The sequence below is a fragment of the bacterium genome, assembly GCA_030690305.1.
In the GTDB taxonomy this organism is placed as follows: domain Bacteria; phylum Patescibacteriota; class Minisyncoccia; order Phycocordibacterales; family JAGLPS01; genus JBBUCK01.
On the sequence record JAUYHB010000007.1, the window covers coordinates 1 to 26,081 of the forward strand.

General features: G+C 45.1%; 23 protein-coding genes, 6 tRNA genes and 1 other RNA gene. 13 read left to right on the forward strand and 17 right to left on the reverse strand.

Annotated features, from left to right (window positions below; all coding sequences use genetic code 11):
• Positions 1 to 367 (forward strand): FAD-dependent oxidoreductase (locus Q8O71_00905; protein MDP2704947.1); only part of this gene is annotated, 367 nt, incomplete at its 5' end.
• A gap of 87 nt (positions 368 to 454) precedes the next feature.
• Here Q8O71_00905 and Q8O71_00910 read toward each other — a convergent pair.
• Complete coding sequence (locus tag Q8O71_00910; GenBank protein ID MDP2704948.1) at positions 455 to 751, reverse strand: hypothetical protein; 297 nt, start codon at positions 749 to 751, stop codon at positions 455 to 457.
• A 615-nt stretch (positions 752 to 1,366) separates the two neighbouring features.
• Between Q8O71_00910 and Q8O71_00915 the strand changes: the two genes are divergently transcribed.
• Positions 1,367 to 1,439, forward strand: a tRNA-Val gene (locus Q8O71_00915).
• 4 nt (positions 1,440 to 1,443) lie between these two features.
• On the opposite strand, the gene Q8O71_00920 is transcribed toward Q8O71_00915, so the two are convergent.
• On the reverse strand, positions 1,444 to 1,869 hold the full coding sequence (locus Q8O71_00920; protein MDP2704949.1) for a DUF1761 domain-containing protein: 426 nt from the start codon (positions 1,867 to 1,869) through the stop codon (positions 1,444 to 1,446).
• Between the two features lie 51 nt (positions 1,870 to 1,920).
• Positions 1,921 to 1,992: transfer RNA gene (locus Q8O71_00925), tRNA-Glu, on the reverse strand.
• A gap of 99 nt (positions 1,993 to 2,091) precedes the next feature.
• Between Q8O71_00925 and Q8O71_00930 the strand changes: the two genes are divergently transcribed.
• The 3 genes from Q8O71_00930 to Q8O71_00940 all read left to right on the forward strand — a co-directional run bounded on the left by Q8O71_00930 (position 2,092) and on the right by Q8O71_00940 (position 2,789).
• Positions 2,092 to 2,178: transfer RNA gene (locus Q8O71_00930), tRNA-Ser, on the forward strand.
• A gap of 34 nt (positions 2,179 to 2,212) precedes the next feature.
• Positions 2,213 to 2,290, forward strand: a tRNA-Val gene (locus Q8O71_00935).
• A 49-nt stretch (positions 2,291 to 2,339) separates the two neighbouring features.
• The gene (locus Q8O71_00940; GenBank protein MDP2704950.1) at positions 2,340 to 2,789 is read left to right on the forward strand and encodes a hypothetical protein; all 450 of its coding nucleotides are present in this window, start codon (positions 2,340 to 2,342) and stop codon (positions 2,787 to 2,789) included.
• 67 nt (positions 2,790 to 2,856) lie between these two features.
• On the opposite strand, the gene Q8O71_00945 is transcribed toward Q8O71_00940, so the two are convergent.
• Together Q8O71_00945 and Q8O71_00950 are read right to left on the reverse strand one after the other, a co-directional pair.
• Positions 2,857 to 3,405, reverse strand: coding sequence for a PH domain-containing protein (locus Q8O71_00945; GenBank protein ID MDP2704951.1), 549 nt, complete (start codon positions 3,403 to 3,405; stop codon positions 2,857 to 2,859).
• Position 3,406: 1 nt separating this feature from the next.
• Positions 3,407 to 3,667, reverse strand: a complete 261-nt coding sequence (locus tag Q8O71_00950) for a hypothetical protein (GenBank protein MDP2704952.1) — start codon at positions 3,665 to 3,667, stop codon at positions 3,407 to 3,409.
• Positions 3,668 to 3,840: 173 nt separating this feature from the next.
• Between Q8O71_00950 and Q8O71_00955 the strand changes: the two genes are divergently transcribed.
• Both Q8O71_00955 and tsaD read left to right on the forward strand, forming a co-directional pair.
• Positions 3,841 to 4,518: an HAD-IA family hydrolase gene (locus tag Q8O71_00955; GenBank protein ID MDP2704953.1), complete on the forward strand. Its 678-nt coding sequence runs from the start codon at positions 3,841 to 3,843 to the stop codon at positions 4,516 to 4,518.
• Between the two features lie 233 nt (positions 4,519 to 4,751).
• On the forward strand, positions 4,752 to 5,924 hold the full coding sequence (gene tsaD, locus Q8O71_00960) for a tRNA (adenosine(37)-N6)-threonylcarbamoyltransferase complex transferase subunit TsaD (protein MDP2704954.1): 1,173 nt from the start codon (positions 4,752 to 4,754) through the stop codon (positions 5,922 to 5,924).
• 253 nt (positions 5,925 to 6,177) lie between these two features.
• Here tsaD and Q8O71_00965 read toward each other — a convergent pair whose 3' ends face one another.
• The gene (locus Q8O71_00965) at positions 6,178 to 10,170 is read right to left on the reverse strand and encodes a DUF5011 domain-containing protein (GenBank protein ID MDP2704955.1); all 3,993 of its coding nucleotides are present in this window, start codon (positions 10,168 to 10,170) and stop codon (positions 6,178 to 6,180) included.
• A gap of 382 nt (positions 10,171 to 10,552) precedes the next feature.
• Between Q8O71_00965 and Q8O71_00970 the strand changes: the two genes are divergently transcribed.
• Genes Q8O71_00970 through Q8O71_00980 form a run of 3 tightly spaced genes read left to right on the forward strand, consistent with a single transcriptional unit; the run spans position 10,553 to position 13,928 of the window.
• On the forward strand, positions 10,553 to 12,736 hold the full coding sequence (locus tag Q8O71_00970) for a valine--tRNA ligase (protein MDP2704956.1): 2,184 nt from the start codon (positions 10,553 to 10,555) through the stop codon (positions 12,734 to 12,736).
• 4 nt (positions 12,737 to 12,740) lie between these two features.
• Complete coding sequence (locus Q8O71_00975; GenBank protein ID MDP2704957.1) at positions 12,741 to 13,436, forward strand: PrsW family glutamic-type intramembrane protease; 696 nt, start codon at positions 12,741 to 12,743, stop codon at positions 13,434 to 13,436.
• 9 nt (positions 13,437 to 13,445) lie between these two features.
• Positions 13,446 to 13,928, forward strand: a complete 483-nt coding sequence (locus tag Q8O71_00980; GenBank protein ID MDP2704958.1) for an Hsp20/alpha crystallin family protein — start codon at positions 13,446 to 13,448, stop codon at positions 13,926 to 13,928.
• 32 nt (positions 13,929 to 13,960) lie between these two features.
• Here Q8O71_00980 and Q8O71_00985 read toward each other — a convergent pair whose 3' ends face one another.
• The 4 genes from Q8O71_00985 to Q8O71_01000 all read right to left on the reverse strand — a co-directional run bounded on the left by Q8O71_00985 (position 13,961) and on the right by Q8O71_01000 (position 15,731).
• Positions 13,961 to 14,413 (reverse strand): hypothetical protein, encoded by a 453-nt coding sequence (locus Q8O71_00985; protein ID MDP2704959.1) that lies wholly within the window; start codon positions 14,411 to 14,413, stop codon positions 13,961 to 13,963.
• A gap of 80 nt (positions 14,414 to 14,493) precedes the next feature.
• A complete protein-coding gene (locus Q8O71_00990) occupies positions 14,494 to 15,108 on the reverse strand; it encodes an NDP-hexose 2,3-dehydratase family protein (GenBank protein MDP2704960.1) in 615 nt (204 codons plus the stop codon).
• A 144-nt stretch (positions 15,109 to 15,252) separates the two neighbouring features.
• Positions 15,253 to 15,325: transfer RNA gene (locus Q8O71_00995), tRNA-Phe, on the reverse strand.
• A gap of 142 nt (positions 15,326 to 15,467) precedes the next feature.
• Positions 15,468 to 15,731 carry a hypothetical protein gene (locus Q8O71_01000; GenBank protein ID MDP2704961.1) on the reverse strand — a complete coding sequence of 88 codons (264 nt, stop codon included), beginning with the start codon at positions 15,729 to 15,731 and terminating at the stop codon, positions 15,468 to 15,470.
• Positions 15,732 to 15,825: 94 nt separating this feature from the next.
• Between Q8O71_01000 and Q8O71_01005 the strand changes: the two genes are divergently transcribed.
• Positions 15,826 to 16,257, forward strand: coding sequence for a response regulator (locus Q8O71_01005; protein ID MDP2704962.1), 432 nt, complete (start codon positions 15,826 to 15,828; stop codon positions 16,255 to 16,257).
• A 45-nt stretch (positions 16,258 to 16,302) separates the two neighbouring features.
• Positions 16,303 to 16,374: transfer RNA gene (locus Q8O71_01010), tRNA-Arg, on the forward strand.
• Between the two features lie 179 nt (positions 16,375 to 16,553).
• Here Q8O71_01010 and Q8O71_01015 read toward each other — a convergent pair.
• The 5 genes from Q8O71_01015 to Q8O71_01035 all read right to left on the reverse strand — a co-directional run bounded on the left by Q8O71_01015 (position 16,554) and on the right by Q8O71_01035 (position 23,300).
• Positions 16,554 to 16,787: a glutaredoxin family protein gene (locus tag Q8O71_01015; protein MDP2704963.1), complete on the reverse strand. Its 234-nt coding sequence runs from the start codon at positions 16,785 to 16,787 to the stop codon at positions 16,554 to 16,556.
• 45 nt (positions 16,788 to 16,832) lie between these two features.
• Positions 16,833 to 17,228, reverse strand: coding sequence for a septum formation initiator family protein (locus Q8O71_01020; GenBank protein ID MDP2704964.1), 396 nt, complete (start codon positions 17,226 to 17,228; stop codon positions 16,833 to 16,835).
• 138 nt (positions 17,229 to 17,366) lie between these two features.
• Positions 17,367 to 19,163, reverse strand: a complete 1,797-nt coding sequence (lepA, locus tag Q8O71_01025) for a translation elongation factor 4 (GenBank protein MDP2704965.1) — start codon at positions 19,161 to 19,163, stop codon at positions 17,367 to 17,369.
• A 33-nt stretch (positions 19,164 to 19,196) separates the two neighbouring features.
• Positions 19,197 to 20,876, reverse strand: coding sequence for a lipid II flippase MurJ (locus Q8O71_01030; protein ID MDP2704966.1), 1,680 nt, complete (start codon positions 20,874 to 20,876; stop codon positions 19,197 to 19,199).
• A gap of 30 nt (positions 20,877 to 20,906) precedes the next feature.
• Positions 20,907 to 23,300: a tetratricopeptide repeat protein gene (locus tag Q8O71_01035; GenBank protein ID MDP2704967.1), complete on the reverse strand. Its 2,394-nt coding sequence runs from the start codon at positions 23,298 to 23,300 to the stop codon at positions 20,907 to 20,909.
• Between the two features lie 306 nt (positions 23,301 to 23,606).
• On the opposite strand from Q8O71_01035, the gene rnpB reads away from it, so the two are divergent.
• An RNA gene (gene rnpB / locus Q8O71_01040) (RNase P RNA component class A) lies at positions 23,607 to 23,948 on the forward strand.
• Positions 23,949 to 24,000: 52 nt separating this feature from the next.
• Here the strand turns inward: rnpB and Q8O71_01045 are convergent.
• Positions 24,001 to 25,455 carry a LamG domain-containing protein gene (locus Q8O71_01045; protein MDP2704968.1) on the reverse strand — a complete coding sequence of 485 codons (1,455 nt, stop codon included), beginning with the start codon at positions 25,453 to 25,455 and terminating at the stop codon, positions 24,001 to 24,003.
• Positions 25,443 to 26,048, reverse strand: coding sequence for a hypothetical protein (locus tag Q8O71_01050; protein ID MDP2704969.1), 606 nt, complete (start codon positions 26,046 to 26,048; stop codon positions 25,443 to 25,445). The genes Q8O71_01045 and Q8O71_01050 overlap by 13 nt, the downstream gene beginning before the upstream one ends.
• Positions 26,049 to 26,081: the final 33 nt, after the last annotated feature.

A 26,081-nucleotide genomic window follows, 5' to 3' on the forward strand; every position in this document is an offset into this window, starting at 1 on the left:
GGTAGAGAAGGTGCTCTCTCACCCAAACATGAAGGCTCTTAAGAATGCCGAGCCAGTTGAAGTAAAGGGCGAGAAGTTCGTCAGCTCTCTTGTTTATAAAGATCTAGTTAGCACAGAGGAGAGGGGGCTTGCTGCTACAGGCATCTTTGTCGAGATAGGCTTGGTGCCCAATACAAGCTTTGCTGAAGGTCTTGTGGCATTAAACGACTACAAACAGATACCTGTAGACCTAAGAACACAAAGAACGGCAGTAGACGGCCTCTGGGCGGCCGGAGACTCCACTGATGCACCATACCACCAGAACAATATTGCCGCAGGAGATGCTGTAAAAGCGCTTGAGGACATATATTTATATCTGAGAGCTTAATGGGCAAGAAAAAGCCCTACATCCTTTCGAATGCAGGGCCCGGGCCACGTCGCCATTGTGGGCACTAGGCGAACAACTGTGGCCGTTTTAGAACTTGATGGCGAGGCTCGACGAACTCGTTGAACGCGCAACGATTCTGATGCAATCACCCTTGATTGCACAGTATGTACCAACGCCTGCCGCAGTCACCAATGCTCCACCTACTATCCACGGCCATGCTGATGACTTGCGTCTCTCAAGCTTGGCCGCAATGCGGTCGAGCTGTGGGATGTTGAGCGTTAGCTCCCCGCTTACCTGGTTGTCCAATGTAAGCGGCTCCGGAAAGTAGTGCTGGACCGACAAGGCCGGCCAGTCGTCTATTGTGACATGTTGCCGCTCGGGCATCTGTACGAATATCTGCGAATTGCCCGCTACGCCGCCAGATCCAGGACCTACTGAATCGAGCGCCCAATTGCCGCAGTTTAGTGACGCGAAGGGTTTGTTGTCCCAGTACAGCAACGTCTCACCCTGCCGGCAGTTTCTTGCCTTCCCTACTCGGCCAATGGTTCCGTCTGCCCGAACGTTCGCAAACTGATGCGCACCAGGCGGACAAGGCCTCTCCTCCATAAGTAGAATCATGTCGGCCAGGCTGTCACGGTCAGCAACGATACCGAAGTATTGCTTAGCTGAAGCCGCTATTATATCCCCGGTCGTGTTCAGATCTGCATGGTTATTTGCCCTGATCATGTCGGAAAGCTCCTGCTTGGTTACCGGCCTTTTCGTAACGGCCTTCGCTTGCCCCAAGGCTTCCGGAGCAAAAACACCAACAAGCAGAGCCACTATTAGAAACAATTTGAAGCGCATGGCGCTCACCTCCTAAATATGTTCAATAACCTTCTCCGTCTCGGACTTTAGCACATTGACAATGCCTTGTCTAGAGCTCTAATAATAAAGACGAACTGCCTAAGATTCTCTTAATTTTTGATAGAAAACCGGGAGTTTGATAATATACCCAGGCATGCGCGGTTAGCTCAGTTGGTAGAGCGCCTCATTGACGTTGAGGATGCCGGGGGTTCAAGTCCCTCACCGCGCACTATTTACTGCCAGAGGGCAAGAATCACACCCATCACTATGAGCGCGACGAGGTAGTTTGAGGCATTGATAAACCAAAGCTTCCACGACTTGCCTTCCCAGAGCACTACTCCGAGAGTGATAGGCGCAACAAAGCCAAGCCAAATCAGAAATGTAATTCCGAAGATTCCTCCATTCGAGATATCAACTGTAGGAAATCCCTGTAAATTGTAAAGGATTCTTTGAAACGAGTATGCCATCACAAGCGAGGCGATGAATTGTATGAGGTAGGCTTTGTTCGCGGTCATCTTCACGCCCTTCATACTCTCAGCCGTAATGCCCATAAGTTGCATCCACGACTTCTTAAAGAGGACCCCATACCACACGAACCCCACAGCCATCGAGGCAATAGCAGCCACAATAACTGCCCAAAGATTGATGTTTACTTCCATATTTTTTAATAAATTCTAATGAATTAATTATATACCTAAAAACTGGTGCAATGACCCCACCGGGAATCGAACCCGGCTTCCAAGCTTGAAAAGCTTGTGTCCTAACCGATAGACGATAGGGCCGTAAGAACGGGAAAATCATAACACTTTTGGCGTCATACGGCAAAAAATGCTATATTTCTAGCGCAACCTGAATACGCCACCCGGATGGCGTATTGAACTGGAAGAGTGGCTGAGAGGTTGAAGGCACCGGTTTCGAAAACCGGCATCCGGGAAACTGGATCAAGAGTTCAAATCTCTTCCCCTCCGCCCAGATAGATTTTTGTGGTAGTCTATTTTTATCGGGCGATTAGCTCAGTCTGGTTAGAGCGCGTCATTGACATTGACGAGGTCAGAGGTTCGAGCCCTCTATCGCCCACCAGAATAGAACTCAAAGGTTGATTAAAAAATTATAAATAATTTAATATAATATGAATCTCAAAGAATGCATGGAACCGCATAAGCTCGAAAAATACAGCTTCATGTGGTCGCAAGCCCGGTTATTCATCGCCGCCCTTGCTCTTTTTATCGGCGGATATCCCCCGATTCTTAAAATCACCCCCATCTTCCTCCTTGGTCTTGTCGGTTTCCTTCTTCTGATCGCCTGGATAATTTCCGGGGTCGCTTCCGCCTACCTTCTCTACCGTTTCATTAAAAACAATAAAATGATATTTGGAGGGAAAGACAAAATGGACCTCGTCGCATTTTTCGTGAGCGTTGTCTCCGGCTTTAATTTGGGAATTACCGGAATTGTGGGCATTAATATCGGTATGTCAATTTCTTCAAATTATTTTCTCTTCGTCATCGTTGGCATTCTCTACATCGTGTCCGCGCTTCACCTTATGAAACGATGGAAAGCGTTCGGAGAGAAGGTTTTCTAATTAGCGTCCACAATTAATCCCGCAAAAGCGGGATTAATTGTGTCGTGTGCTATTTTCTAAAAGAATTTTACGGGGAAGACGGACTACCGTGAGGAATAAGGTTCATAATTTCATCTTTCGCTTTTTCAGGATTGGGAATTTGAATAAATTTGAATCGCTCTTCTTTCCCCGCAGTTTGCACATAGAGATTTCCGAAATTGAGAAATGTTTGCATGACACCCTCCGTTTGAACGGTAACATCTTGTACTTTGGATAGGCGCAGTTCGGAAACCACCCTATTGAACAGCCCTTTTTGAGCATTCTCTATGACTCGTCTGTCAGTGATAATCCAGACATTAAGGGCATAGAGGGTAAAAGAATACATAATGCCGCACCAGATAAAAAGAAAGTAGACGCTTGCCACAAAGAGAAAGAGGGGAAAAACATTGTATGAATACAGGACGGAAGAGAAAATCATGCCAATCGCTATCGGCAAAAGAATAAGAATCGTATAAAAACTCAACTCCAACGCGAAAATGAAAGGGTGACGGCGCAAAAGAAGAAGGACTTTTTCTCCGTCTTCCTGACCATCAAAGGAATTTGTTGACTCTTTGAAAATTGAAAGAAAAGATTTCATATCAACGACTAAGATAGGGAAAAATATTTTTAAGAATAACGGCTGTTTGATTTTGAGGACTGGAAGCGGCCATATTCAAGAAAAACAAGACACTCACGCAGAACAAAATCACGGAACCAAAAAGAAAAGTTGCGGCGTATCGTTTTGGCCGCACCCCTATGCCAAAACGGGTTAAGTGGTAAAAAACGATAAAGTTGAATATCCAGTAGAAAAAGATGAACACTAACCCGAAAATCAAGAGAACGATATTGGTGGTAAACATCACCCTCATAATACGACAACTATGAGGCATAGTAAAAGCGAAAGCGCCGAAAATAAAGGATATTAAACCGCAGGGCAAGCCCTGCACCCATACTTGCTTGCGCATATATTTTGTAAATGCTATTTTCTCTTCAGACGAACTTTACACATAAGCAAACAAAAAAGGAGGTCATCGTGAAAATCTTTGGACAAGAAATATCCCTCCTCATATTGGATGTGGACGGAGTACTGACAAAATTCACTCACATTATTCGACTGGCCAAAGAAGTTGCAAAAGAATTCGGAATGCCTGTTGAAAATGTGACTTCGTATTTTAAAAAGGCCAGAAAAGGAGAATTCCCGTTTCATTCACGTTTTAAGGATGATGTACGGTCAATGTGGCCAAGTTTTAATAAAGAAGAAATCTCTCGTGTTGTTGCCGCATTCCGGAAAAAAGAAAAAGAATACGTATACGAGACGTATGACGGAGTAAACGAGTTTCTGTGGTGGCTCCATACGGAAGGCGTGGTGCTTGCCATTTGTACCAGAAATAATCATGAGTCGTTATCTCGGAAACTCACGCAAGCCGGTATTGATGAGAAACTCTTTGCTGTAAGGAGTGTCCCGGGAAAATATTCAAAACCCGACCCCAGATGCGTACATTCCATTCTTGAAGCTGTTGGAATAAAGAAAGAGTATGCGGCATTTGTCGGAGACTGGTTCCCCGACCTCAATACGGCACGAAACGCGGGAGTAACGTTTATTGCCACGACCTGCGGGGTACTCGGAAGAAAAGCATTTCTGGATGCCGGCGTTCCTAAACACTGCATCGTAAAAACGCTTCCTGACCTTCGAAACCTTGTTACGCAATAAAGGATATTAAACCGCAGGGCAGGCCTTGCACCCGTTTGGGTGTTCGCTTCGCTCACTCTTTCCCGCCCCAAGGGGCGGGGTATTAACCCCTTTGTTGTCGTCGCTTGCTCGGTAATACAAAAGTAATAACTTTTGTATTACCCTCGCTGTGCTAGGCAATAAAATAAGCCCTCGACTTTTTTACAGTCGGGGGCTTTTTGCTCTCAATATGGGGAAATGATAAGGTAAAACAAATGCGCATTCTGGGAATCGAAACGAGTTGCGACGAAACGTCGCTTTCAATTATTGACGCAACAGGGAATGTAAATAAGCCCCGCTTTAAGGTGCGCGCCTTTTCTATTCTTTCTCAAATGAGCATCCACCAGAAATATGGTGGAGTATTCCCCCATCTTGCCCAGCGTGAACACCAGAAAAATCTCGTGCCGATGCTCGCGCGCACCCTTGAAGAAGCCGGACTTTCAAAGCCCGCGAAAGATGTTTTCAAACCCGCCACCGCGCGAAAACTGATAAAAACTCTTGAACGCGAAACGGAATTGCTTTCCAAGTTCCTTTCATATGTGCCGACCGTCGCCCGTCCCGATATTGATGCCATTGCTGTCACCTATGGGCCGGGGCTTGAGCCCGCATTGTGGGTCGGCGTCAATTTCGCACAAGCACTTGGGGTTGTGTGGGATATCCCCGTTGTCCCCGTAAATCACATGGAGGGACATTTGGCTTCCGTTCTTTTTGGTGAGAAAAAAGGGGAGACGGTTCCGGTAAAATTTCCCGTTCTCGCATTACTTGTTTCGGGCGGACATACCGAACTTATTTTTTCAAAAAAATGGGAAATGTATGAGGTCATCGGGGAAACAGTCGATGACGCCGCCGGTGAAGCGTTTGATAAAGTAGCGAGAATGCTTGAACTTCCCTATCCGGGCGGACCGCAAATTTCCCAGCTTGCCGAGGCACATAGAAAGGCCGTTGATGTCTCGCAAGAGTACAAACTCCCCCGCCCCATGAAAAACTCGGGCAATCTTAATTTTTCATTCGCGGGATTAAAAACAGCTGTTCTATACAAAATCAAAGGCCTTAAAATCTTGGATGCCAATGCACGGCAAACGATAGCCCGGGAATTTGAAGATGCAGTCATTGATGTGTTGATTTCAAAAACAAAAAAAGCCCTTGAAACGTATGCGCCGAAAACGCTGATTGTCGGAGGGGGTGTTATTGCAAATACTGCCCTGCGTCGCGCAGTCGGCACACTTGCCAAAACACAAGGAGTGGAACTGCGCATTCCTCAAATGCGGCTTACGGGAGACAACGCGCTTATGATTGCCATGGCAGGATTCATCAAAATAAAAAACAAACCGGAAATTCTTAAAAAGAAAGTTACCGTCAAAGCATTCGGAAACTTGAGGTTAGGATAACAAAACCTGCTCAAATTTACTTTTCAAAAACACGATAAAATCCTGCTGGATTTTTCTCTGCTCCTTACAGGAGCTGTCCACTCGTTGGATCTTTTCTTCGAAAAGCTCACAATGAGTCTTGCGGAAGCTCCATGTATTCGCTTCCTCACACCTTCCTCATGCTCCGCAAGATTTTTGAAAAGTAAATTTTCGCTCTAACTGGAAGATAAAAAATTGGAACTTAACAAAACCCGCCTCATCGGCGGGTTTTTCTTTATTGTTTTTTCTCTTCTTCTTTCTTCTGATTATTCTGGTCAGACTTGCCTGTGAGATTCGGAAAGAGAGGCTCTTTAGCGTCGGTTTTCGGCGGAAGAATGATTGGTGTCGGTTTCTTTTCTTCTTTCTTTACTTCCGTTATTTCTTTCTTTACTTCCGTTTTGGGGGCTTCGTATTTCTTCATCCCCCCGACATTTGTCGTGGTGACAGAAATTTTCTTGTCCCCCTTGTTGTTGTGCCAGAGAAGTAGGGCTGCAAGAGCAAAAATCACAACAAGCAAGGGAATAATGAGACAGTAGATTTTTAGAATGACTCCCCCAACAAAGGCAATGAGAGTGCCCGCAATAAAGTAAGTGATTTTTCTGATTCGCATTTGCTGTCTTGTCATGCCTCTCGTTGTGCCGTTTGCGACAAGTGTTGAGACGATATAGACAACGACAAGTGTAAGAAGGAGCGTGAAGAAACAGATAAATGCGTCGGGAATATTTTCAGGCAGTGTGAATGCCGCGGCGGCAAGGTTGGCAAGATAGATTTGGGTCTGAAGACCGAAACCTCCGCCTTGGTTGTTCGTCGTTGTTGCAGTTTCATTGGAAGCTCCAACTCCGACAACTGAACCGGTTGAAGGACCGAGACCTACTTCTCCGGGAACTATGACACCACCTTCAACTTCGGAAGGATTGATGTTTCCAAACGGAGGAACGGTTCCGCCCGCTTCACTTTCGGTAATCACACCGGCACCCGCAAGAGAGGCGAGAAATGCTCTGAATGAATCGATTTCAGTCTGCTCGAGAGAAGTCACGGGGAAAGCGGACTGACAGTAAATTTCATTTACTTTCTTTTTGGTCAAAATATATACGTATCCGGTCGGAGCCGTATGACCCCATGGGGTCAAGATGTCCCCCTCATATTTGTTCTGGAATCGTGATACCGCGGCAAATGTTGCATCGTCAAAGAATCCGTTCACTTCAAGGTTTTCCCCCTCAAATCCATTAAGAAAGACTTGCAGTTTTCGCACTTCAACGGGATTGTTATTTTCACCTTGTTTAAGGAAGTCAAAGAGATAATAACAACTTCCGCCAAAGGTTGGTGTAGTTGGTGTTGAAATCGGTGTAATCGGACCATTGCCCGGTGGAGTCGGGCTGCCTCCTCCGCCTCCGCCACAGTTTGATGTACAGCCTCCGCCACCTCCTCCGCCGGAAGTTACGTTAACTGTTCGCGTTACCTGGTCTGCGGCAAGACCGTCGGAATCCGATACATCGTAGGTAAGGGTGTATGAGCCAACACTTCCCGCGTTGACGCTTCCGCCAACAACAATGTTTATGGTGATATCACCATCCTCGTCGTCATTCGCCGTTGCTCCCGCATCGGAGTAACCGCTGCCGGCAATAAATGAAACGGGATTTTCCCCAAGTAAAGTGATGACCGGTTTGCTGTTTTCGGTATCTATTTCAGGGTCATATGTTTCGGGATTATCAGGGTTTCCGTCAGTGTGACACGCGGGGTCCTGTGAATCTATTTTCTGGTCACCGTCATTGTCCTGCGTATCGGAACATTGCGGAAGTATGGTTGTGTCGTATTTGTTGAGAATAACAAGCGTTCTGTCGTAGTTTCCGGCAGACAATACAATCTGTCCGTCGGCGCTTGTGTTTCTGCCGGCATCATCAGTCGTTGTTGCGGTAAACAATGCGTTGTCATAAACAAAGAAATCGAAAACGTTGTTGACCGAAGAAACATCCTGGTCATTGTATTTTGTGGTTGTCGCCCACGCGCCTGCGCCGGAAATCAATTCTTCCGAGTAGTAGTAATTGCCTAAAGAAAGATTATTGATAGTTACGCACTGCGCATCATCGTCATTGAGAATGATATTTCTGTTCGGAGAAAATGTTGAAGCGTCCCATGAAACAGTCTGGAGTATGTCTGCAGAGAAATCAGTCGTTGAAGCAAATTTGATTGAGAAAAGACCGGCAGGAAGTCCAGAGGATGTCGTTGCAATCGTATTGACTTGGTCAACGATTACCTTACAAACGTTAATTGTGCCGGGATTTGCGGGTAAATTGACATTAACCGTTCGAGTTTTTTGGTCCGCAGACAATCCTCCCGAGTCGGTCACGTCATACGTAATTGCGTATGAACCGACAATTGTAGTCGTAACGGTTCCGCCTGGAACAATGTCCGCGGTGATATCTCCGTCTTCTTCATCAAGAGCCGTAGCTCCCGGGTCGGCAAAGATGCCGTTAAGAATCATTTCAAACGGGTTGTCTCCCGTAACGGTGATAACCGGTTTGCTGTTTTCGGTATTTCCATTGGGGTCATAGGTGTTCGGGTTGTTCGGGTCACCGTCGGTGTGACAGGCCGCATCGGCAGAGTCCGTTCTCGTGTCGCCATCATTATCCAAACCGTCGGAACATACAGGGTTCTGTACAGGAGTTTTTAACGCGTTCAAGGCAACACAGTGATATGTCTGTCCCAGTTGAGGATTATCGATAAAATCAAAGTTGTCATAGTTTAAGACGTCGCTGTAACACCACATCTCGGCGCTTTCATCGCTTCCGGGCGCCGTGTTGCTGTCGTAGTTATATGTGAAAGGAATGTATCCGTCCTTGAGAACTTCGCGAATCCAAATTCTTGAAGAGCCCATAAGGTCTGTGATTTCAACGGAAGTAATTCCGTTTTGGTCGGTCGGACCAAATGTTTTCCATTCGTTAAAGGCACTTCCTGTGTCGGTATTTGTTCCCTCGCTGCCATCGGCTTCTCCAATGAATGCGCCTGAAAGACCGTCAACACCATCTTGCCCTGATTTATCTCCATATCCCCACTGGAATTCCCATCCCGATTCCAAGTGACAATTCGGGTTATTGGCGACAAAGTCGGACGCGGTGGAAGTCGCTATAGTCAGATTCTCTCCGCTCCAGTTCGGTAAATCGGATTCCGCATCGCAGACAATTTTTGAGGCAGTAATGTTTACTTTAGGTTGAGAAGGTTCTGATTTTTTATCAAAGACAACACACACCGGGACTACACTGTTAGGACTTGTGTTATCGGGGTATACATCATGAACTGCGATTGCCGTATCTACTGAATCAGCAAGCACCGCGTCCGATACGAGAAGCGTCGAGGTTGCGGCAATAATATTATCCGCAAGATCGGGAGTTCCTCCCGTTACAAGAACATCTGTGGAACCATTTTTGAGATTAAGGTGCCATGATTCTTGTGGCTGACTTACGTTCACACGATCGGCATAGGCGTCAAACGCGACAAGATTGATATCGTATGTACCCGCAGAAAGAGAAACGGACTCGCTCTTCATGGAATCGGCAAGAGTTTGGTCGGAGCGAATTTTACCCCCATCAAAATTGATTATGGTCCTATCGGTTGCAGGAGAAAAAGGACAGAAAGGTGTCGGAATTTGAGGAGGAGTCTGCGCCTGATATGCGTTTAAAATAACGACAGTTCGATTGGGGCGGCCTTCAGTCAATACAATGTGTCCATCGGCATCCGTGTTTCGGGATTCATCGTCGGACAGGTCGGTATTCCATAACTCGGGACTGTATGAGAAAAAGTTATTAAGTGAGTTAACTGTGGTATTTACCTGGTCGTTATATTTTTTTGATATCCAATCGGTACCCGTAACTATTTCTTCGCTGTAAAAATAGGAAGCGTTTTCGTCAAGATTGCTGATTGTTACGCACTCGGCATCATTTTCGTTTAAAATTATTTCCTTACTTGGAGTGAACGTGGAAGCATCAAACGTAACTGTCTGAAGGAAAGATGAGGAAGTCGCTGTTTCTCCCTTGGAAATCGTGATGGAGAAAGAGCCTGAAGGCAGTCCTTGTGAACTTGTGGCAATCGTTCCCTCGTTATCAACAATCATTTTACAGACCGTGATAGAGCCGTCGTCATGACTGTAATTGCTCGCAAGCGTCTGCCCGGTTCCCATAGAGAGGAAAGCCAAGAGTAGAAAAGCTTTCGTTACAAGAGATGTGTTTTTCATAATAGTTATGCTTCCTTTTTAATAATTGTGGCCGCCTCCCGTCTCCAAATAACCGAGAAGTGGTTGGTTTGATAATTGTTTTACAACACTAATCATTTTTCCCCAATTGTCAAATTGAATCAAAAAGTTACGAGTTTGGAAAATCCTTATATAGAGCCGTATTATTAAATTTGTCCTATACACAAAAAATGTCCTTTAGATTGCTTCCCAGACTACTGTAAAAGTCATTGAAAAGAAAGGGTATTTTGTAAAAGACATTTTAGTGCTTGTAAAATCGTAAAAAATGTCCTTTATACAAAACTGTCGGTTTCTACTCGCAGGAAAGCCTTTTATAGAGCCAGAATATTATTAAAACGGATAAAAAAGTGATATATTAAAGTGAATGGACAATAAGTTTTTAAAGCCTTTCAGCCCGAAAGAAACGGAGAAAAGAATATATGAAAAATGGGAAAAGAGCGGATTTTTTAATCCTGATATTTGTGTTGAAAGAGGCATAATACCGTCGGACGCAAAGTCCTTTACCGTTATAATGCCGCCTCCCAATGTCACGGGGGTACTTCACATGGGCCACGCATTAATGCTCACACTTGAGGATATTATGGTGCGCTACAAACGCATGAGGGGGCTGAAAACTCTATGGCTTCCCGGTACCGACCACGCGGCTATCGCCACACAAACAAAAGTTGAAAAGGGTATATATAAGAAAGAGGGTAAAACACGACATAACCTTGGCCGCGAAGTATTTCTTTCAAAGGTGGAACAGTTCGCAAAAGAAAGCCACGACACAATCGTTTCCCAAATAAAAACAATGGGGGCTTCGTGCGACTGGAAAAGAGAGGCGTACACGCTTGATGAAAAAAGAAATCAGGCAGTGAAAACGGTTTTCAAAAAAATGTATGACGACGGTTTGATTTACCGCGGTTTCCGCGTCGTCAACTGGGACCCTAAAGGACAGACAACCGTTTCCGACGATGAGGTGGAGCACACGGAAACGAAAGGAAAGTTGTACACGTTTCGGTATTCAAAAGACTTCCCTATTTCAATCGCCACAACCCGGCCGGAAACAAAATTGGGAGATGTTGCCGTTGCCGTGCATCCCGATGATGCGCGTTATAAAGAATATGTCGGACAAACATTCAATGTAAACTTTGTCGGCACGCCGCTTTCAATACGGGTTATAGCCGATGAAACTGTGGACCCGCAATTTGGGACCGGAGCCGTCGGTATAACTCCGGCGCACAGCATGACCGACTGGGAAATTGCGGAGCGACATAAGTTGCCCATGCTTCAGGTAATCAACGAGTATGCAAAAATAACGACTGAAGGAGAATTTCAGAACAAGAAAACACTTGAAGCGAGAGCGATGATTGTCGACAAACTCAGACAGGAAGGGTTGTTAGAAAAAGAAGAAGACAACACACTGAATCTCTCGACTGCACAAAGAAGCGGTGGGACTATAGAACCTCTTCCAAAATTGCAGTGGTTTATTGATGTAAACAAAGAGTTTACTATTCCGGAATCCCGTATTCCCGGCATAGCCTCTGGAAGTAAAACCACTTTGAAGAAAATAATGAGAACCGCGGTTGAAAGCGGTGCTATAAAAATCATTCCTGACTATTTTGATAAAACGTATTTCCATTGGATTGATAACCTTGGAGACTGGTGTATCAGTCGTCAGATATGGTTCGGGCATCGTATTCCCGTATGGTACCGAAAGGAAGAAATTTTCTGCGGTATGGAAGCCCCAAAGGGCGAAGGCTGGGAGCAAGACCCGGACACCCTTGATACATGGTTTTCCTCAAGTTTATGGACTTTTTCAACGCTTGGCTGGCCCGACAAGACCGAGGATTTGAAAATATACCATCCGACAGACGTACTTGAGACAGGGTATGAAATTTTGTTTTTCTGGGTAGCGAGAATGATTTTGATGACCGGCTATGTGCTTGGGGATATCCCATTTCACACGATATATCTCCACGGAACGGTGCGTGACAGTCAAGGAAGGAAAATGTCAAAGTCCCTGGGGAACGGAATTGACCCGATTGACATCGCCGAGAAATTCGGGAGTGACGCGGGACGAATGACCCTTATTGTCGGGAATACCCCCGGAACCGATATGCGGATTTCCGAAGAAAAAATAAAAGGATACAAACATTTTGCGAATAAAATGTGGAATGTTGCCCGTTTCGTGCATGAAAATACAAAAGACACCGACAGTGCGGAAAATATTGAGTTGGAACAGGGGGATAAGGATACACTGGCCGATTTTGAAAAGATGACGCGGGATATCACGGCAGACATGGAGAGTTTCAGATTTTATCTCGCGGCTGAAAAACTGTACCATTATTTATGGCACCAATTCGCCGATATTGTCATTGAAAGCAGTAAAGCGCGCCTTCGTGAAGGAAATGACAAAGAAAAAAATTCAACAAAACGGATGCTCCGGTCAATTTTGGGCACGTCGCTTGTGTTATTACATCCGTTTATGCCCTTTGTAACGGAAGAAATATGGGAGTGTTTGGGAAATAAAGACATATTAATGGTCAGACGATGGCCTGTTATGTAGAAGTATGGATAATATAAACGCTTTTATGCTTGCGCTCGGTGGTGGAATTCTTCCCGCTGTTGTTTGGCTTTTGTTCTGGCTTCGTGAAGACCGAAGACATCCGGAACCCAAGGGAATGATTTCCCTCGCCTTTCTTGCTGGAATGCTTGTTGTTCCGCTTGTCTTGCCTATCGAACTCGCTATCTACAAATTTTTCGCCAATTCTTCCGTTATTCTCTTTTCCCTGTGGGCACTCACCGAAGAAGTGCTGAAATTCGGGGCGTGCTACTTTGTCGCTCTTTCAAAAAAAGTAACCGACGAGCCGATTGATGAAGTAATTTATCTTATTACGACCGCATTGGGTTTTTCGGCTCTTGAGAATGCATTTTTCCTTATCAATCCCCTGTTTGAAAATGACATCGCAACGGGTGTTGTCGCCGGAAGTATGCGTTTTATCGGGGCAACTCTTTTGCATACCGTTGCCTCGGCAACAATCGGTATTTTCCTTGCATTTTCATTTTATAAAAATTCCCGAACACGCCGTATCGCCGTTAGTTGGGGTATCTTCTTTGCAGTTGTGTTGCATGCGGCTTTCAACTTGTTTATAATTGAGAGCGAAGGAATTCACATATTTACCGTTTTCTCCTTTGTGTGGGCCGCAATTATACTGCTTATGTGGCTTTTCCAGAGAATTAAACGCATCCGCGCGTATAAAACTTAACCAAACGATATGCCAAAAGAAAAACGATCCTTTTTTGAACGTCTTACCGGCTCGGTTCGTCTTGATACGACGGATGCGGATGAATTTATAGAGGAGGAAAACGGACACAAAAAACCCGCCAAAAAAGAAAATGGAAGTTGGATGGAAGAAGAAAGCGGAGACGGACAGTTAACTGTTGATGTGTATCAGACAGCCTCGGAAATAGTCATTAAAACAATGGTAGCCGGGGTCAAACCGGAAGATTTGGATATTGATATCACGAGGGATATGGTAACGATAAAAGGCAAGCGTGAAAATGAACGCGTTGTTGAAGACGATGATTACTACCACAAAGAACTGTACTGGGGCTCTTTTTCAAGGACAGTAATTCTTCCACAGGAAGTTGACGTTGAAGGAGCGGAAGCTATTGAAAGGCATGGGCTTCTGATTGTCAGACTCCCCAAAATCAATAAAGACAAGCAGACGAAACTCCGGGTCCGTAGTACTTCTTAAGAAAAATCAAAAACCGCCGGAAGGCGGTTTTTTTATTTATCTTTGAGAGGAGTAAGTCTGCTTCCGATAAACGCAACTAGCGCGATAAGAGAGAGATTTTTGATGATGTACTGACCTTCAAGTGTCGGCGTTAAGAAACTTTGCCAACTGGTCTCCGTAAGAAGTACAAGAGGCATACCGGTCATCACCATGTGAAGTGAGAAAAGTAAAATTGCGGGACGTTGTAAACGGGGAATCAGGAAAAGAATACCAATTGCCATTTCGTAGATTGAGAAAATGACGAGAAATGTCTCGGGAGTCATCAACGAAGCCAAGAATGTTTTCTCCATAAGTTTTTCAACCAACGGAATCGCTGCGCTTGTATCAAAAATTTTGAGAATACCAAACCAAAAATAAATAATAAAAATGGCAAATCGAGCGAATGGGATGCTGGCTTTTTTGAGAAACTCTATACTGGCGTAATCAAATTTTTCTATTATATTCATCGTGTTAATTATAACAAAAAACCACTTCACTATAAAAAAAGGCTGCTCAAAGTTTGAGACAGCCTTTTATACATTTTGGATTATGGTGCATTTATACATCCGCGATGCAGGTGCAACAGTCCGAGCGCCTGGAACAAGTGGTCATTAACCTTCTCTTCAGACGCAAGTTGCGAGATTTCTTCTTCGGTTACCCATCGGTAATTTTCCGGGTGGAAAATTTCACTGTCGAGGACAATAATTCGGTACTCGTTTACCTTTCCGTAGAACATTCCTCCGTCCTGTGGAATAAACGCGCGCACTTTTGGAACACAGCCAACCAATTCCGCCAAAGGCACAGTGTTTCTTTTAAGTGCCCAGTGACTTGACTGAACTGAAGGGGCTAAAAGCACATGACCCTTCGCATGCATATTTCCCGGCTCGGCTTTGGCCTGAACCAGGATTTTTTTTGACAAAGAGACTGCAAGAATAATTACTCCGTGAGTCTTTTCACCATTAACCGGACGCAAAAAAACTTTGTCATATATCCGTCCGTTCTGCTCGCGAGTTAATACAAGATTTGCCTCAAAGAGAGACTTGTCTTTTCGACGGAAACCTCCTTCAAAGATTTCCCAGTCAACCGCCTCCGATATTAATCCTATCTTTGTCTCAACAGTTGAGTGATTTTGTTGCATTCCAAACCATTTTAGGATATTCACGAGAACTCTCCTTTTTCAAAGCAACGTTTTTATTTAACCAAATTTTCTGATTAGGATAATGGCATAAATAATTAAATGTGTCAATTTACTCTTTTTGGGTTTAAGCAAAAACAACGTAGCAGAGGCTACGTGTTTTATATCTTGTGCCGAGAGCCGGATTTGAACCGGCGACCCCGCGCTCTTCAGGCGCATGCTCTACCAACTGAGCTATCTCGGCAAGTGAGGAACAAAGAGAATGTTAACATTTTCTTCAGTTCCGAGCGACGCCGAGAAAAGCTTTGCTTATCTCGGCAAGTGAGGAACAAAATTTAATTTTCAATCTCCCTCCCTCTGATTGGAGGTTGGGAAACTATATATTTCTAACGTTTTTTAAGTACGGAGTCAAACAACTGATTGATGTCGGCAACCTGACCCGTAAGACTTTGATATGTGTGTGTCAAGGAGTCCAAAACGGGCTGAAGGTAATAATATAAGCCCAAAGAAAGGCCCAAAACAAACACCCAGTATACTGCAGACCATATTTTTCGCCACACAAGGTCTCCGTGGAGCTTTTTAAGCATTTTATTGTTGCTTTCCGCAAGCTCCAGGGTCTTTTTAAGCATTCGTTTATCTTCAGGGTCCACAAGTGTAATTATAGCAAAAAAGCCCCAAAAACCCATGTTATACTTAGCTTAGTCTTTGAAAATCGAATATGTTTGGACGAAAGGAGGCGAGAAAATGGCTTTAAAAGTGCTAATCGTTGAGGATGACCCTACCCTTTTGGGGATGCTTCGAAATTTGGTTTTTCCGCTGGATCCCCGGTTTACCCCCCTTTTCGCTTCATCTATTGAGGAAGCAGAAAAAGTTTTTTACGACCATCCTGACATCGTTGCTATTGCCATGGATGGCCGTATAGAAGATGGATTACCACGTACTAATGAAGAGGTGTGGGCGGCTCCAGCAAATACACTGGACCTTGTGCAAAAATATAGAGAAACTTTTTCAGGACCAATTATTGCACTTTCAGGTAAATTTAGGCAGGATCTTCTTGACGTCGGTTGTGACTATTATGTTAAAAATAAATACGATATTCACGAAAAGCTTATTGAAGTTCTTTGCCTGACTCCCTACCCCGCTCATCAAACCAGCCACGGTAAAACCGCCCTGTAGTTTAGGGCGGTTTTTTCTTTTTTTATGCTATATTTTGTTTGTATTGCTCCCATAGTTAAATGGATATAACGACCCCGTCCTAAGGGGTAATTGTGGGTTCGATTCCTGCTGGGGGCACCGAATAAAAACACCTGCTTTATGCAGGTTAGTTTTATTTGGTCCAGGAATCGAAAACCGGAGCATGACATTGCGAGGTGGGGTCGCAGGCTTTTTCAGTAGAAAAAGACCTGTGACCGATTCTTGCTGGGGGCATAAAAGGGAAAATCCGCCTGGAGGCGGATTTTGTGGCCGTAAAATTAGAGACCAAGTGCTTGGCTGAGTTTTTCTTTGCTGAAGCCAACCATTACGGTATTTTCAACTTGTATCACAGGCACCCCTAGCTGCCCGGTTTTCTCAACCATTTCCTGCCGTTTTTGCAGGTCGGCTGCCACGTCATATTCCGTGTAAGTGACATTGTTTTCTTTAAAGAATTCTTTCGCCATTTTGCAATATACGCACGTGGGAGTTGAATAAATAGTTACGTTCTTCATGAAAATCGGTTTTTAACTCGTAAGAGCCCCATTATAACATATCCGTCAAGGGGTAAAACTATCCTGGATTTCCTTTATCCAGCGCAATATCCAATTTTCCCCACTGACATCTTCGCTTTTGGGTCTGGTCTTCGATTCAACAATAAGCGCCATCATTTCGCCGTCTTTTGCCACGCTAAACTTTTCCCTGATTTCCTCCTCAACTCCTCTTTGGGTTGAGAGGCGGTCTAGATTTTCTTTGAGCTCCATTTCCCTGTTTTTGAGAGTCTCCAATTCCCGTTCGGTTTGAACAAGACTTTTGCTGCTTTCAAGGTATTTGCGATATATGTCAAAAAGACCGTTAAACGAGGCTATTGCGACAATAATAAGGCCAAGGGAAACAAAAAAAGACAAGGGGCGAATTCGTTTTTGGCGTTTTCTTTTTTGTTCCAAAGAGGGCATACAGATGCTACTATAGTACCATTATACGAAAAGTATGCTTTTCAAGAAAAAACACAGACGGGTAATAGAAGTAACATGGATTGTTCTTGCGGCCCTGATTATTGTCAGTATGGTACTTCTCTATACCCCTATTTTCTACTAATCAGCCCTCATCATTTTGAGGAAGACTTCGTGGGGAATGTTTATTTTGGCGCGCCGTTCAAGCATCGCTTTTTTCCCTTTCTTTTGTTTTTCCCACAATTTCTTCTTGCGGCTGATGTCGCCTCCCGAGAGTTTTGCAGTGACGTCTTTTTTCATAGCGGAAAGCGTATGGGAAGAAACAATTCTCCCCATTGCCTGGGCTTGAATTTTTGTGACAAACATCTGACGAGGAAGAATTTCTGAAAGTCTTTCCACCGCCTTTTTCCCCTCTTCCTCGACAGTTCGTCTGGCAACGACACGGGTAAATGCGGGAACTATTTCGTCGGCAACGAGCATGTCGAGCCGTACGACATCCGCTTCCCGCATTTCACCAATAATATAAGACATGGAAGCAAAACCAGAAGAAACGGTTTTTATCTGGTCAAAAAAATTCCGCATCAGTTCCCGAAGAGGCATATGAATGGTAAGAGAAACACGTTTATCTCCAAAAGATTCCGTTTCCCCCACCTCGGCTTCATAGCCATAAAGAATTTGTATAATGGCACCAAGATACTCGCTTGGGGTAAAAATTTTAACTTCCACCCACGGTTCGTTGATTTTGACAATCTCACCATGCTCAGGGAAAAATGCCGGCGAATAAATAGTGACTTCTTTGCCGTTTCTTAAGAGCACATGATATGTAATGCTCGGGGTTGTCACGACGAGATTCAAGTTAAACTCGCGGTGAAGGCGCTCCGTAATAATTTCAAGGTGAAGCATCCCAAGGAAACCACAGCGGAAACCCCTGCCGAGCGCTCCGGAAGATTCTTCTTCATAGGAAAAGGAGGCGTCGGAAAGACGTAATTTTCCGAGGGACTGCTTAAGCAGCGCGAAATCGTCCTGACTTTCGGGATATACGGAGGCCCACACAACCGGATTCGGGTTCATATAGCCCGAAAGCGGCGCGTGGGAATCGGAAATATCCGACACCGTATCGCCAACGGAAGCAAAGCCCGATTCTTTGATTCCTGTCACGATGTAGCCGATTTCCCCGGACACGAGAGCGTCAACCGGAGTTTCTTCCGGGGAAAAGAAGCCCACTTCAAGGGCGGTAAATTTTCGTTTTGCTCCTTTAAATATAAGGACATCGCCCTTTTTGACTTCCCCGTTCATCACACGCATGTAGACAATGATTCCCTTATGATTGGAATAAGAAAAATCAAACACCAACGAGCGGAAAACTTCCGTTTCGATTTCTTTTTTTGGAGGCGGTACGCGGGCGATAATTGTTTGGACGAGCGTTTCAACGCCTTCGCCCGTCTTACCCGACGTTTCCACGATATCACTCTCGGTACATTGAAGAAGCGTTACGATTTCCTCTTTTACCGCCGCACGGCGCGAAAGCGGAGAATCTATTTTACTTAAGACGGGGATAATAGTGAGGCCAAGCTCGCGCGCCATATTAAGGGTTGTCAGGGTTTGCGCCTGAACGCCTTGGGTTGAATCGACGAGTAATAGGCACCCCTCGACAGCGCGCAACGCGCGGGACACTTCATAAGAAAAATCAATATGCCCCGGCGTGTCAATCAGATTAAGTGTGTATTTATTCCCCTCAAACGAGTAATTCATCCGAACGGGTTGCATTTTGATGGTAATCCCCCGTTCCCGTTCAAGTTCCATGTTATCGAGCACCTGCTCCCGCATCTTTCGCTTTTCTATCGTACCGGTAATTTCAAGCAGTCTGTCGGCAAGGGTGGACTTGCCGTGGTCTATGTGAGCGATAATGCTGAAGTTGCGAATGTGTATTAACTTCATGAAAGGTATACTAGCGGAAAGAAAGAATAATTTCTACAAACCTTGCACGAGGTCGGTGTCCGGACTGACCGCCCGCACTTTCCATATTTTCTCGCGTAACGCGACAGTAACCTCCTTGAGCTCTCTGTTCTGCAGAAGCTGAAGCACGAAAATCCCTATTACAATACCAGTAATTCCTGCAAGTAATCCCTGAAAAAATATTCCGACAAACGTATCCAGATTGAGGAACCTACTTAAAAAGTTAAGCAAGAGATACGTATAGAAACCCATAATGACCGATGCGGAAAATGAGTGAAAAAGGGTAACCACAAGGTCTTTGGAAAATTTACCGAAATCGAGCTCAAAAAATACCCACAAAAGAAGGCCCGTGAGGAGCGCGCCGAAAGAGTACGCGAGAGGCAACATCAGTACTTCGGTGCCGGGAATCCCTTCCACACGAAGCAACGACTCGACAAAAAAACGAAAAACAGGAAGAGTTGAAAACAGTTTAGTGAGAAAATACGCGAAAAAAACCGTTGAAACTCCTCCAAAAAGATTGAGAAGAAGGGGTTTGAGTGTTTGACCGGCAGAATAATACCCACGTACAAAAAGGAGCGTGAGGCTTTGAAAGAAACAGGAAATCGCGAAAAGAGCGAGCGCGGCGGCGGTAAGACGGGTATCGGACCAGTCAAATTCTCCCGAACCGAAAATAACACGAACAATTTGCGCACGAAGTACGATAAATAAAACGGCAACGGGCACGGACCAGAAAATAATGTGGCGGGCGGAAGTAAGCACTTCGTCGAGAAACTCTTTCTGTTTTCCCTCCGAGAAAAAACGCGCGAGGGTGGGAAATGCCGCCAAAGAATAACTCACTCCTATAACCGAAAGCGGCACCGATTGAAGATTGAAAGAGAGACTGAAGACCGAGATCGAGCCCGTGGTCTGAAGTGACGCAAGTGCAAGGAGCAGAAGTGTCGAGAGGTGGCTTATCGAGAGCGTAAACGTGCGAGGCAATGAAAGAAGAAGAATGTGTTTAACGGAAGAGAAATTAAAGGAAAAAACGGGTAAAAGACCGTAACGGGCAATAACGGGGATTTGAATGGCCATATGCAAGAATGAGCCTAAAATCACTCCGAAACCAACGCCCGCAATACCGTATAAGGAAGAAAAAATAAGCGTACCGAGAATAATACCAAGATTGTAGAGAGTCGGAGCAATGGCATAGACGAAAAAACGACGATGGGCCTGGGCGATGCTTCCAAACAAGTTTGAAAATCCAAGTAATATCGGAGAAAGTAAAAGTAATCTGGTTAAAAAGACCAGTTGAGGAATAAGGCTGAGATCAAACCCGGGAAAAAGAATCGGAACAAGAACAGGCACTAGAAAAAAAGCAATGGCACTTACCAAAAATATAAGAAGGAAGAAAAAAGTAAAAAGGTTGTCAATGAGAGACTTTTCTTCGCGCACATCCCTCCCGCCTCTTTCAACCAAAAGCGGAACGAGAATGGAGAGGGACACGAGAGAGCCCACCGTCACAAAAATGAAGTCGGGGATTCGAAATGCCGCATAATAAATATCAAGGGCTTGTCCAGCACCAAAAAAATGGGCGAGTAGGCGGTCACGGACGAGGGCGAGGAGAAGGGAAAGAAAAGCGAAGACAGCAAGAAGATAGGCGGCCTGATGCAGGCCGCCTACTTCTTTCTGAAGAAAATAGAAAATCTTCTTTACCATCTCATTTTAAGCCGGTTGTGTATTTTCCGCTTATTCTTCCGCTTTTACTGTTTCCTCATCGACAGGTAGTGTGTCACGTTTTTCGGGCTCATTGTCAACCGGTGGGGTTGCGTTTGCGAACGGTTCTTTCCCCGCCTTTAAATTGCTTAAAATAAGTTTGACTTCTTCGTTATTCGGGTTCGTTGCGCGCACTACCTCAAACTGGGCGATGGCATCGTTTATTCTTCTGTCCTGATAGTAACTGAGGCCCAAGAAGTAGCGGGCATTTGCATACTGTGAATTGACTGTCACTGCACGCTCAAAGGCACCAATGGCTCCCTTATAGTCGCGTTTATTATATTTGAGAAGCCCAAGCTGGAAATAAAGGGCCGGGTCATTCGGTGCAAGAAGTGTCGCCTTTTCAACAGAGTCAATGGCACCATTAACGTTTCCTTCGGAGACTTCAATTTGAGAAAGAAGGAAGACGGCTTCCGTATAGTTTTGCTTTTGCTGTAACGCTTTTGCGATAAATTCCTTCGCTTTTTTGTTGTCTCCCTTGGCGAGCTCGAGTCGGGCAAATTCAAGTTGCAATGAAGGGTCGTGAGGACTTCGCTTTACCGCTTCCGTGTAAGCCATTTGGGTGCTTTCATACGCCCCTTCCACTCCCAGAGAAACAAGCACTTGGTAGACATGTCCGAGAGCTACCCAGTTTTGGGGATTTGTTCTGTCTTTATCGCGTGCCCTGGTCGCATTTTCAATGGCGACACCTAGGGTTTGCTGAAAATCGGTTCGAAGCGATTCCGCGGGCACGTCGGTTCGTGCGGCGATTTGTTGCAGACGGGAAAGATTGATTTCCGACATGGCACGGTAATACGCGTCATTTCCTTCAATGGACAATACCCTATTGAGAGCGGTTTCTGCGGCGTCCAGATTGCCTTGGGCAAATGCGACAGAGCCTTGTTGGAAGTAGTATGACGCAAATCCGCTACGAAGTACGAGATAACCGTATGACACCGTACCTAAAAGAAGAAAGACTATAAGGAGTATCGAGAGGAAGCTGATGCGCGGGTTATCAAGGAAGGAAATGGTTTTTATCGGAAACATATTCTGTTCAGCAAGAGCGGCAAGGAATAGACCGCTGAAAAAGAACGTAAGGGCAAAAATAGTAATGCCGGGGACATAAAAGATTGCAATAGCCCAAAGATACAAAGAGACTAAGAAAGATGACGTGACAAGATACTTCGAGAACGGGTCCCCCTCTTTGGAAAACAATGCTTTAAAACCGGTATACAGAAGCAGTCCTATAAAGGCAAGCCAAGCGGCCGTACCGATGACACCGCCTGTTACGAGACTTGTGGGAATCACACCGACTCCGTAGCTAAAACTCGTGTTCCAGAAATTTGTCGCATTAACACTTTCGGGTTTATACAAATTCCACTGCGTTGCAAAACGGTTCGGCCCTGAACCAAAAACGGGATTTTGTTTGAATGTCTGCCATGCCACGTCAATTGTTGTTGACCAGGAAGGTCGCACTTCAAACGTGGATAGACCAAGTGCCCGGGTAATAGAATCCCCGATGACACGTCCGCCAAGAACAAAGACAAGAGAAAAAATGAGAAGCCCGAGAGAAATCCATGAAACTCGAGCCTGGCGGGCGCCTTCGGCAACCGAAGTGCTCCATGTGGCAGTAAGAATGTAGACAAAAAATATGAGAGCAAAAGCGGCCAGAAGAACCCAGATGGTTGAGAAATTGATTACCGTAAGAAAGACAAGGGAGAGCCCGAGAGAAACCCATAGTAAAATATGATACACACGGGTCAGACGGACCATTTCAAGCGAGACGAGAGAAAGAATGACGATAATACCGAAGAAAACTCCAAGCTCATTCCATTTTCCCACCGTATTGGAGAAGATACTTGTGAAAACACCGAAGGAAAGAAGGTCTGGACCGAAAATAAATCGCAAAAGATTGAAGAGGGCTACCGCAAAAAAGGAGGCAAAAAAGACAAGGTACGTGTAGAAAATCTTTTCTTTGGAACGGAAAATGACAACAGAAAGGATGAGAAGGAGGGCGAGCAGAGTTACAAACGAGAAAGTGCCCATTTCAAAACCGTATCCGACAAGAGAGGCAAACGGAGCACCACTGAATAGAGAGGAGAGAAATGTTGTAAATAAAACCCCAAGTAATGCGGCGATGACCGGATGATACGGGAACATGGTTGTGCCATTCTTAAGAACCGAAAGAAGAAAAAAGGCAAGAGAAACTATTACTCCCACCGAAACAAGGAAGCTTTTTGAGAACTGGAAGGAGAAAAGCGGTGTTGAAGCGAAAAAAAGAGGCAAAAGAAACACGAGAACCATCAATGCGGTTGTAGACACTCCCTCAAAAGAAAAAGGGGATTTCTTCTGGGGCGCAATATCGAAATATGTTTTTGGTAAGTCCATACAAATATAATAATCTACTGAATAATAGTACCTTAATAATATCCCAAAATGAGCATATTTTCAAAGCCCTTGCGGACATTCTACGTTCATAATTAAAGATATTTACTTCCCTCCTTTTTTGTAGTATAATTAGGGGAGTTTTCCGTACCGGATAGTTACGCCAGTTTTGTCTGCCGTAGGCAGTTACAAAAGTGAGCGTCCCGACCCGTTCGACGGGCTCAGGGTCGTCCTGAGTTTTATCGAATGGACGAGCCTGTCGAGGGACAGTCCTTCGACTCACCCTAGAGGGTTCACTCAGGACACTCAATTTTGCACCGCCTCCGGCGGGCAAAATTGGTGAGGAAAGTCCGAACACTTATCCGCCGTTGAGGCGGAAAGAGTAGCGGGTAACGCCCGTCCGAAGTAATTCGCGAGGTGCGAGCAGAGACGCTTCCAACGAAAGAAGGGAGCATCCGCCGTAAGACGGATGAGCTCCCAAGGTAACTTGGGAGGTGAAACGGCTAAATCCTTACTTGAGTGCAAGGTCGTACTGTTTCTCTAAAGAAACTTTGTGCCGCTAGAGGTTATCGGCAACGATAATCGGAGATAAATGGCTATCGCCATCCGAAAGGATGCGTACAGAATTCGGCTTATAGGTACGGAAAACAAATATAACAAAACTCCCGCCTCAACGGCGGGAGTTTTGTGTTTTATATATCTTCTACAATCCCGGATTGATTTTTACCGCCTTCCCCATTTGATACAGTTGCCTGATTTCGGTTGTTGTCAGGGCCCGATTATAAATACGGACTTCGTCAATAACTCCATTCAAGTAACTTCCGTCCGGCCGTCTGCCAATTTGGACTGTGGCACTTGAAAACGTGGGAATATTCGATTGCGTCAATGTATCGTTGTCCAAAACGTTATCAATATATATGCTCGCGTTGTTGTTGCTTAGCGTTGTCGTATCGGTAGTAAAAACAGCGACAACAAAGTGCCAATTTCCATCGTTTACCGCACCCACCGATTTTCGAGAAACAGCGTTTGGAGCCCCCGCTTTTGTAAGCGCTTCAAGAATACCCGGTGATATCATACGGAACACCCAACCGCTTTGGCTTCCCCCGCTTGTCGCCCCCTTGCTAATAATAACTCCGCTACTGCTTGTAGTTTTTACCCACGCCGAAACGGCAAATGTTGTATCTTGAAAAAATGTGTTTGCGGTCAAACCGGTAACGTTTACATAGTCATTAATTCCATCAAATGTAAGCGCTTGTCCGACACGCCCCCCGATTTTTGCGGTTGATGTCGCGCCGCCGACAAACCCAGCGTGGTTTGCGGACACAGAGGTGTCGGTAATGACGTTATCGGTAATATCGGGACCGTTAAACGACCAGTAACCCACAAGACCGCTTGTTACTTGATTGTTTTGATTGACGCCTCCAATTCGCACCGCGCCGGAGTTATAAAGCGCCTGTACTTCGGAAGCAGAGAGAGCTCGGTTATACACGCGAACCTCGTCAATCGAACCGTCGAAATCGAAATCCGTACTTCCATCGGCATGTTTACCTATGAATGTGTTTGAGCCAAGACCGCTGTAAGAAATGGAGGAGGCCTCTGTCCCCGACCCTTCTTCAACTCCATCAACATAAAATTTTTGGGAATTGCCTGAATCATTAAAGACATATGCAAAATGATGCCACCCAGTACCTGCATAATCGGTACTGGTTATTGTCTCCAGCCACAATGTTCCGTTATAAAAAAAACCGACGGTACCACTGGTATCATCAAGGCGGATAGCGATATGGTCACCGAGAGAAATAAGTTCGGCTCCGGCGGCATCGGCACTATCTAACTTGGCCCACCCGGTAATGGTGATATTTACAGGACTACCCAAAAGACCGGTTACTTGAACGAAGTCGTCACCGTCAAAATCAAGGGCCTTGCCCCGCTTTCCATTTATCCATGTCGCCCCGGTAATTGTGCCGCTCCGTTGATTACCAGAAAAATCCGTGGCAACCGTTCCGATTCCTTCATTAAATGACCAATAACCGATAAGGCCGAGTGCCGTCGGCGGTTTTACGATTGCGAGAGCAGGGTACGGAAAAAGCAACCCGCAAAAAATACTTACCGCAAGAAGGGCAAATACATTATTCCTTTGTAGAGTTAAAATTTCCATGTTTTAAGAACTTCCTGAAGAATATTCTGGGTAGAAAGCGGACTGCTGAACTGGTATAAATATCCTCCATGTATAAACCACACTTCACGTGTTTTTCCCGAACCGTTGTCGCTTAAAAAAGTGATGCCTGTTCCGCCATCCGACACGTTGATTTGTTGCGATTCTTCGATAACCAAATCGGGAATTTCGTTCAGAAGCCTTTCGGGGGTCAAGGTTGTATCTTCTTCGGTAAAGGGAGTCGCATATACTTGAAAACCATTCGTATGTTCGGGATTTTGGACTATAACGATGGTTCCGTCTTCCCCTTCGGCAAATCTGCCGACAGTCCAATCTTTTGGATATATGAAGCTAAAACCGAGAGAGTCTTTATGTGTCTTACCCTCTGACATATTTTCCGATTCGGCAACAGGAATGGAATCCGAGCCGGTATTGTCGTTGGTCAATGCCGCACTAAAATCAATTATTCCCAAAGGACTTTGGGTTTCGGTGGGGGAAAAGTTTGTTTGGAAAAAGAAAAAGAGAATACCCGCAAGAAAAACCGCTGTAATAGTTCCCCATATTTTTGCGTTTTTGATATCTCTTGATTGGTTCATATATATATATATATATTGAATATTTTTTACCGG

What these genes read in the sequence shown, in the direction of transcription:
- Q8O71_00945 (MDP2704951.1), bottom strand. Translation starts at nt 3,405, where the DNA reads ATGAAATCTTTTCTTTCAATTTTCAAAGAGTCAACAAATTCCTTTGAT.
- Q8O71_00940 (MDP2704950.1), top strand. Translation starts at nt 2,340, where the DNA reads ATGAATCTCAAAGAATGCATGGAACCGCATAAGCTCGAAAAATACAGC.
- Q8O71_00950 (MDP2704952.1), bottom strand. Translation starts at nt 3,667, where the DNA reads ATGTTTACCACCAATATCGTTCTCTTGATTTTCGGGTTAGTGTTCATC.
- Q8O71_00965 (MDP2704955.1), bottom strand. Translation starts at nt 10,170, where the DNA reads ATGAAAAACACATCTCTTGTAACGAAAGCTTTTCTACTCTTGGCTTTC.
- Q8O71_01035 (MDP2704967.1), bottom strand. Translation starts at nt 23,300, where the DNA reads ATGGACTTACCAAAAACATATTTCGATATTGCGCCCCAGAAGAAATCC.
- Q8O71_01015 (MDP2704963.1), bottom strand. Translation starts at nt 16,787, where the DNA reads ATGAAGAACGTAACTATTTATTCAACTCCCACGTGCGTATATTGCAAA.
- tsaD (MDP2704954.1), top strand. Translation starts at nt 4,752, where the DNA reads ATGCGCATTCTGGGAATCGAAACGAGTTGCGACGAAACGTCGCTTTCA.
- Q8O71_00980 (MDP2704958.1), top strand. Translation starts at nt 13,446, where the DNA reads ATGCCAAAAGAAAAACGATCCTTTTTTGAACGTCTTACCGGCTCGGTT.
- Q8O71_00975 (MDP2704957.1), top strand. Translation starts at nt 12,741, where the DNA reads ATGGATAATATAAACGCTTTTATGCTTGCGCTCGGTGGTGGAATTCTT.
- Q8O71_00985 (MDP2704959.1), bottom strand. Translation starts at nt 14,413, where the DNA reads ATGAATATAATAGAAAAATTTGATTACGCCAGTATAGAGTTTCTCAAA.
- Q8O71_00920 (MDP2704949.1), bottom strand. Translation starts at nt 1,869, where the DNA reads ATGGAAGTAAACATCAATCTTTGGGCAGTTATTGTGGCTGCTATTGCC.
- Q8O71_01005 (MDP2704962.1), top strand. Translation starts at nt 15,826, where the DNA reads ATGGCTTTAAAAGTGCTAATCGTTGAGGATGACCCTACCCTTTTGGGG.
- Q8O71_01050 (MDP2704969.1), bottom strand. Translation starts at nt 26,048, where the DNA reads ATGAACCAATCAAGAGATATCAAAAACGCAAAAATATGGGGAACTATT.
- Q8O71_00970 (MDP2704956.1), top strand. Translation starts at nt 10,553, where the DNA reads ATGGACAATAAGTTTTTAAAGCCTTTCAGCCCGAAAGAAACGGAGAAA.
- Q8O71_01020 (MDP2704964.1), bottom strand. Translation starts at nt 17,228, where the DNA reads ATGCCCTCTTTGGAACAAAAAAGAAAACGCCAAAAACGAATTCGCCCC.
- Q8O71_01045 (MDP2704968.1), bottom strand. Translation starts at nt 25,455, where the DNA reads ATGGAAATTTTAACTCTACAAAGGAATAATGTATTTGCCCTTCTTGCG.
- lepA (MDP2704965.1), bottom strand. Translation starts at nt 19,163, where the DNA reads ATGAAGTTAATACACATTCGCAACTTCAGCATTATCGCTCACATAGAC.
- Q8O71_00910 (MDP2704948.1), bottom strand. Translation starts at nt 751, where the DNA reads ATGCCCGAGCGGCAACATGTCACAATAGACGACTGGCCGGCCTTGTCG.
- Q8O71_01030 (MDP2704966.1), bottom strand. Translation starts at nt 20,876, where the DNA reads ATGGTAAAGAAGATTTTCTATTTTCTTCAGAAAGAAGTAGGCGGCCTG.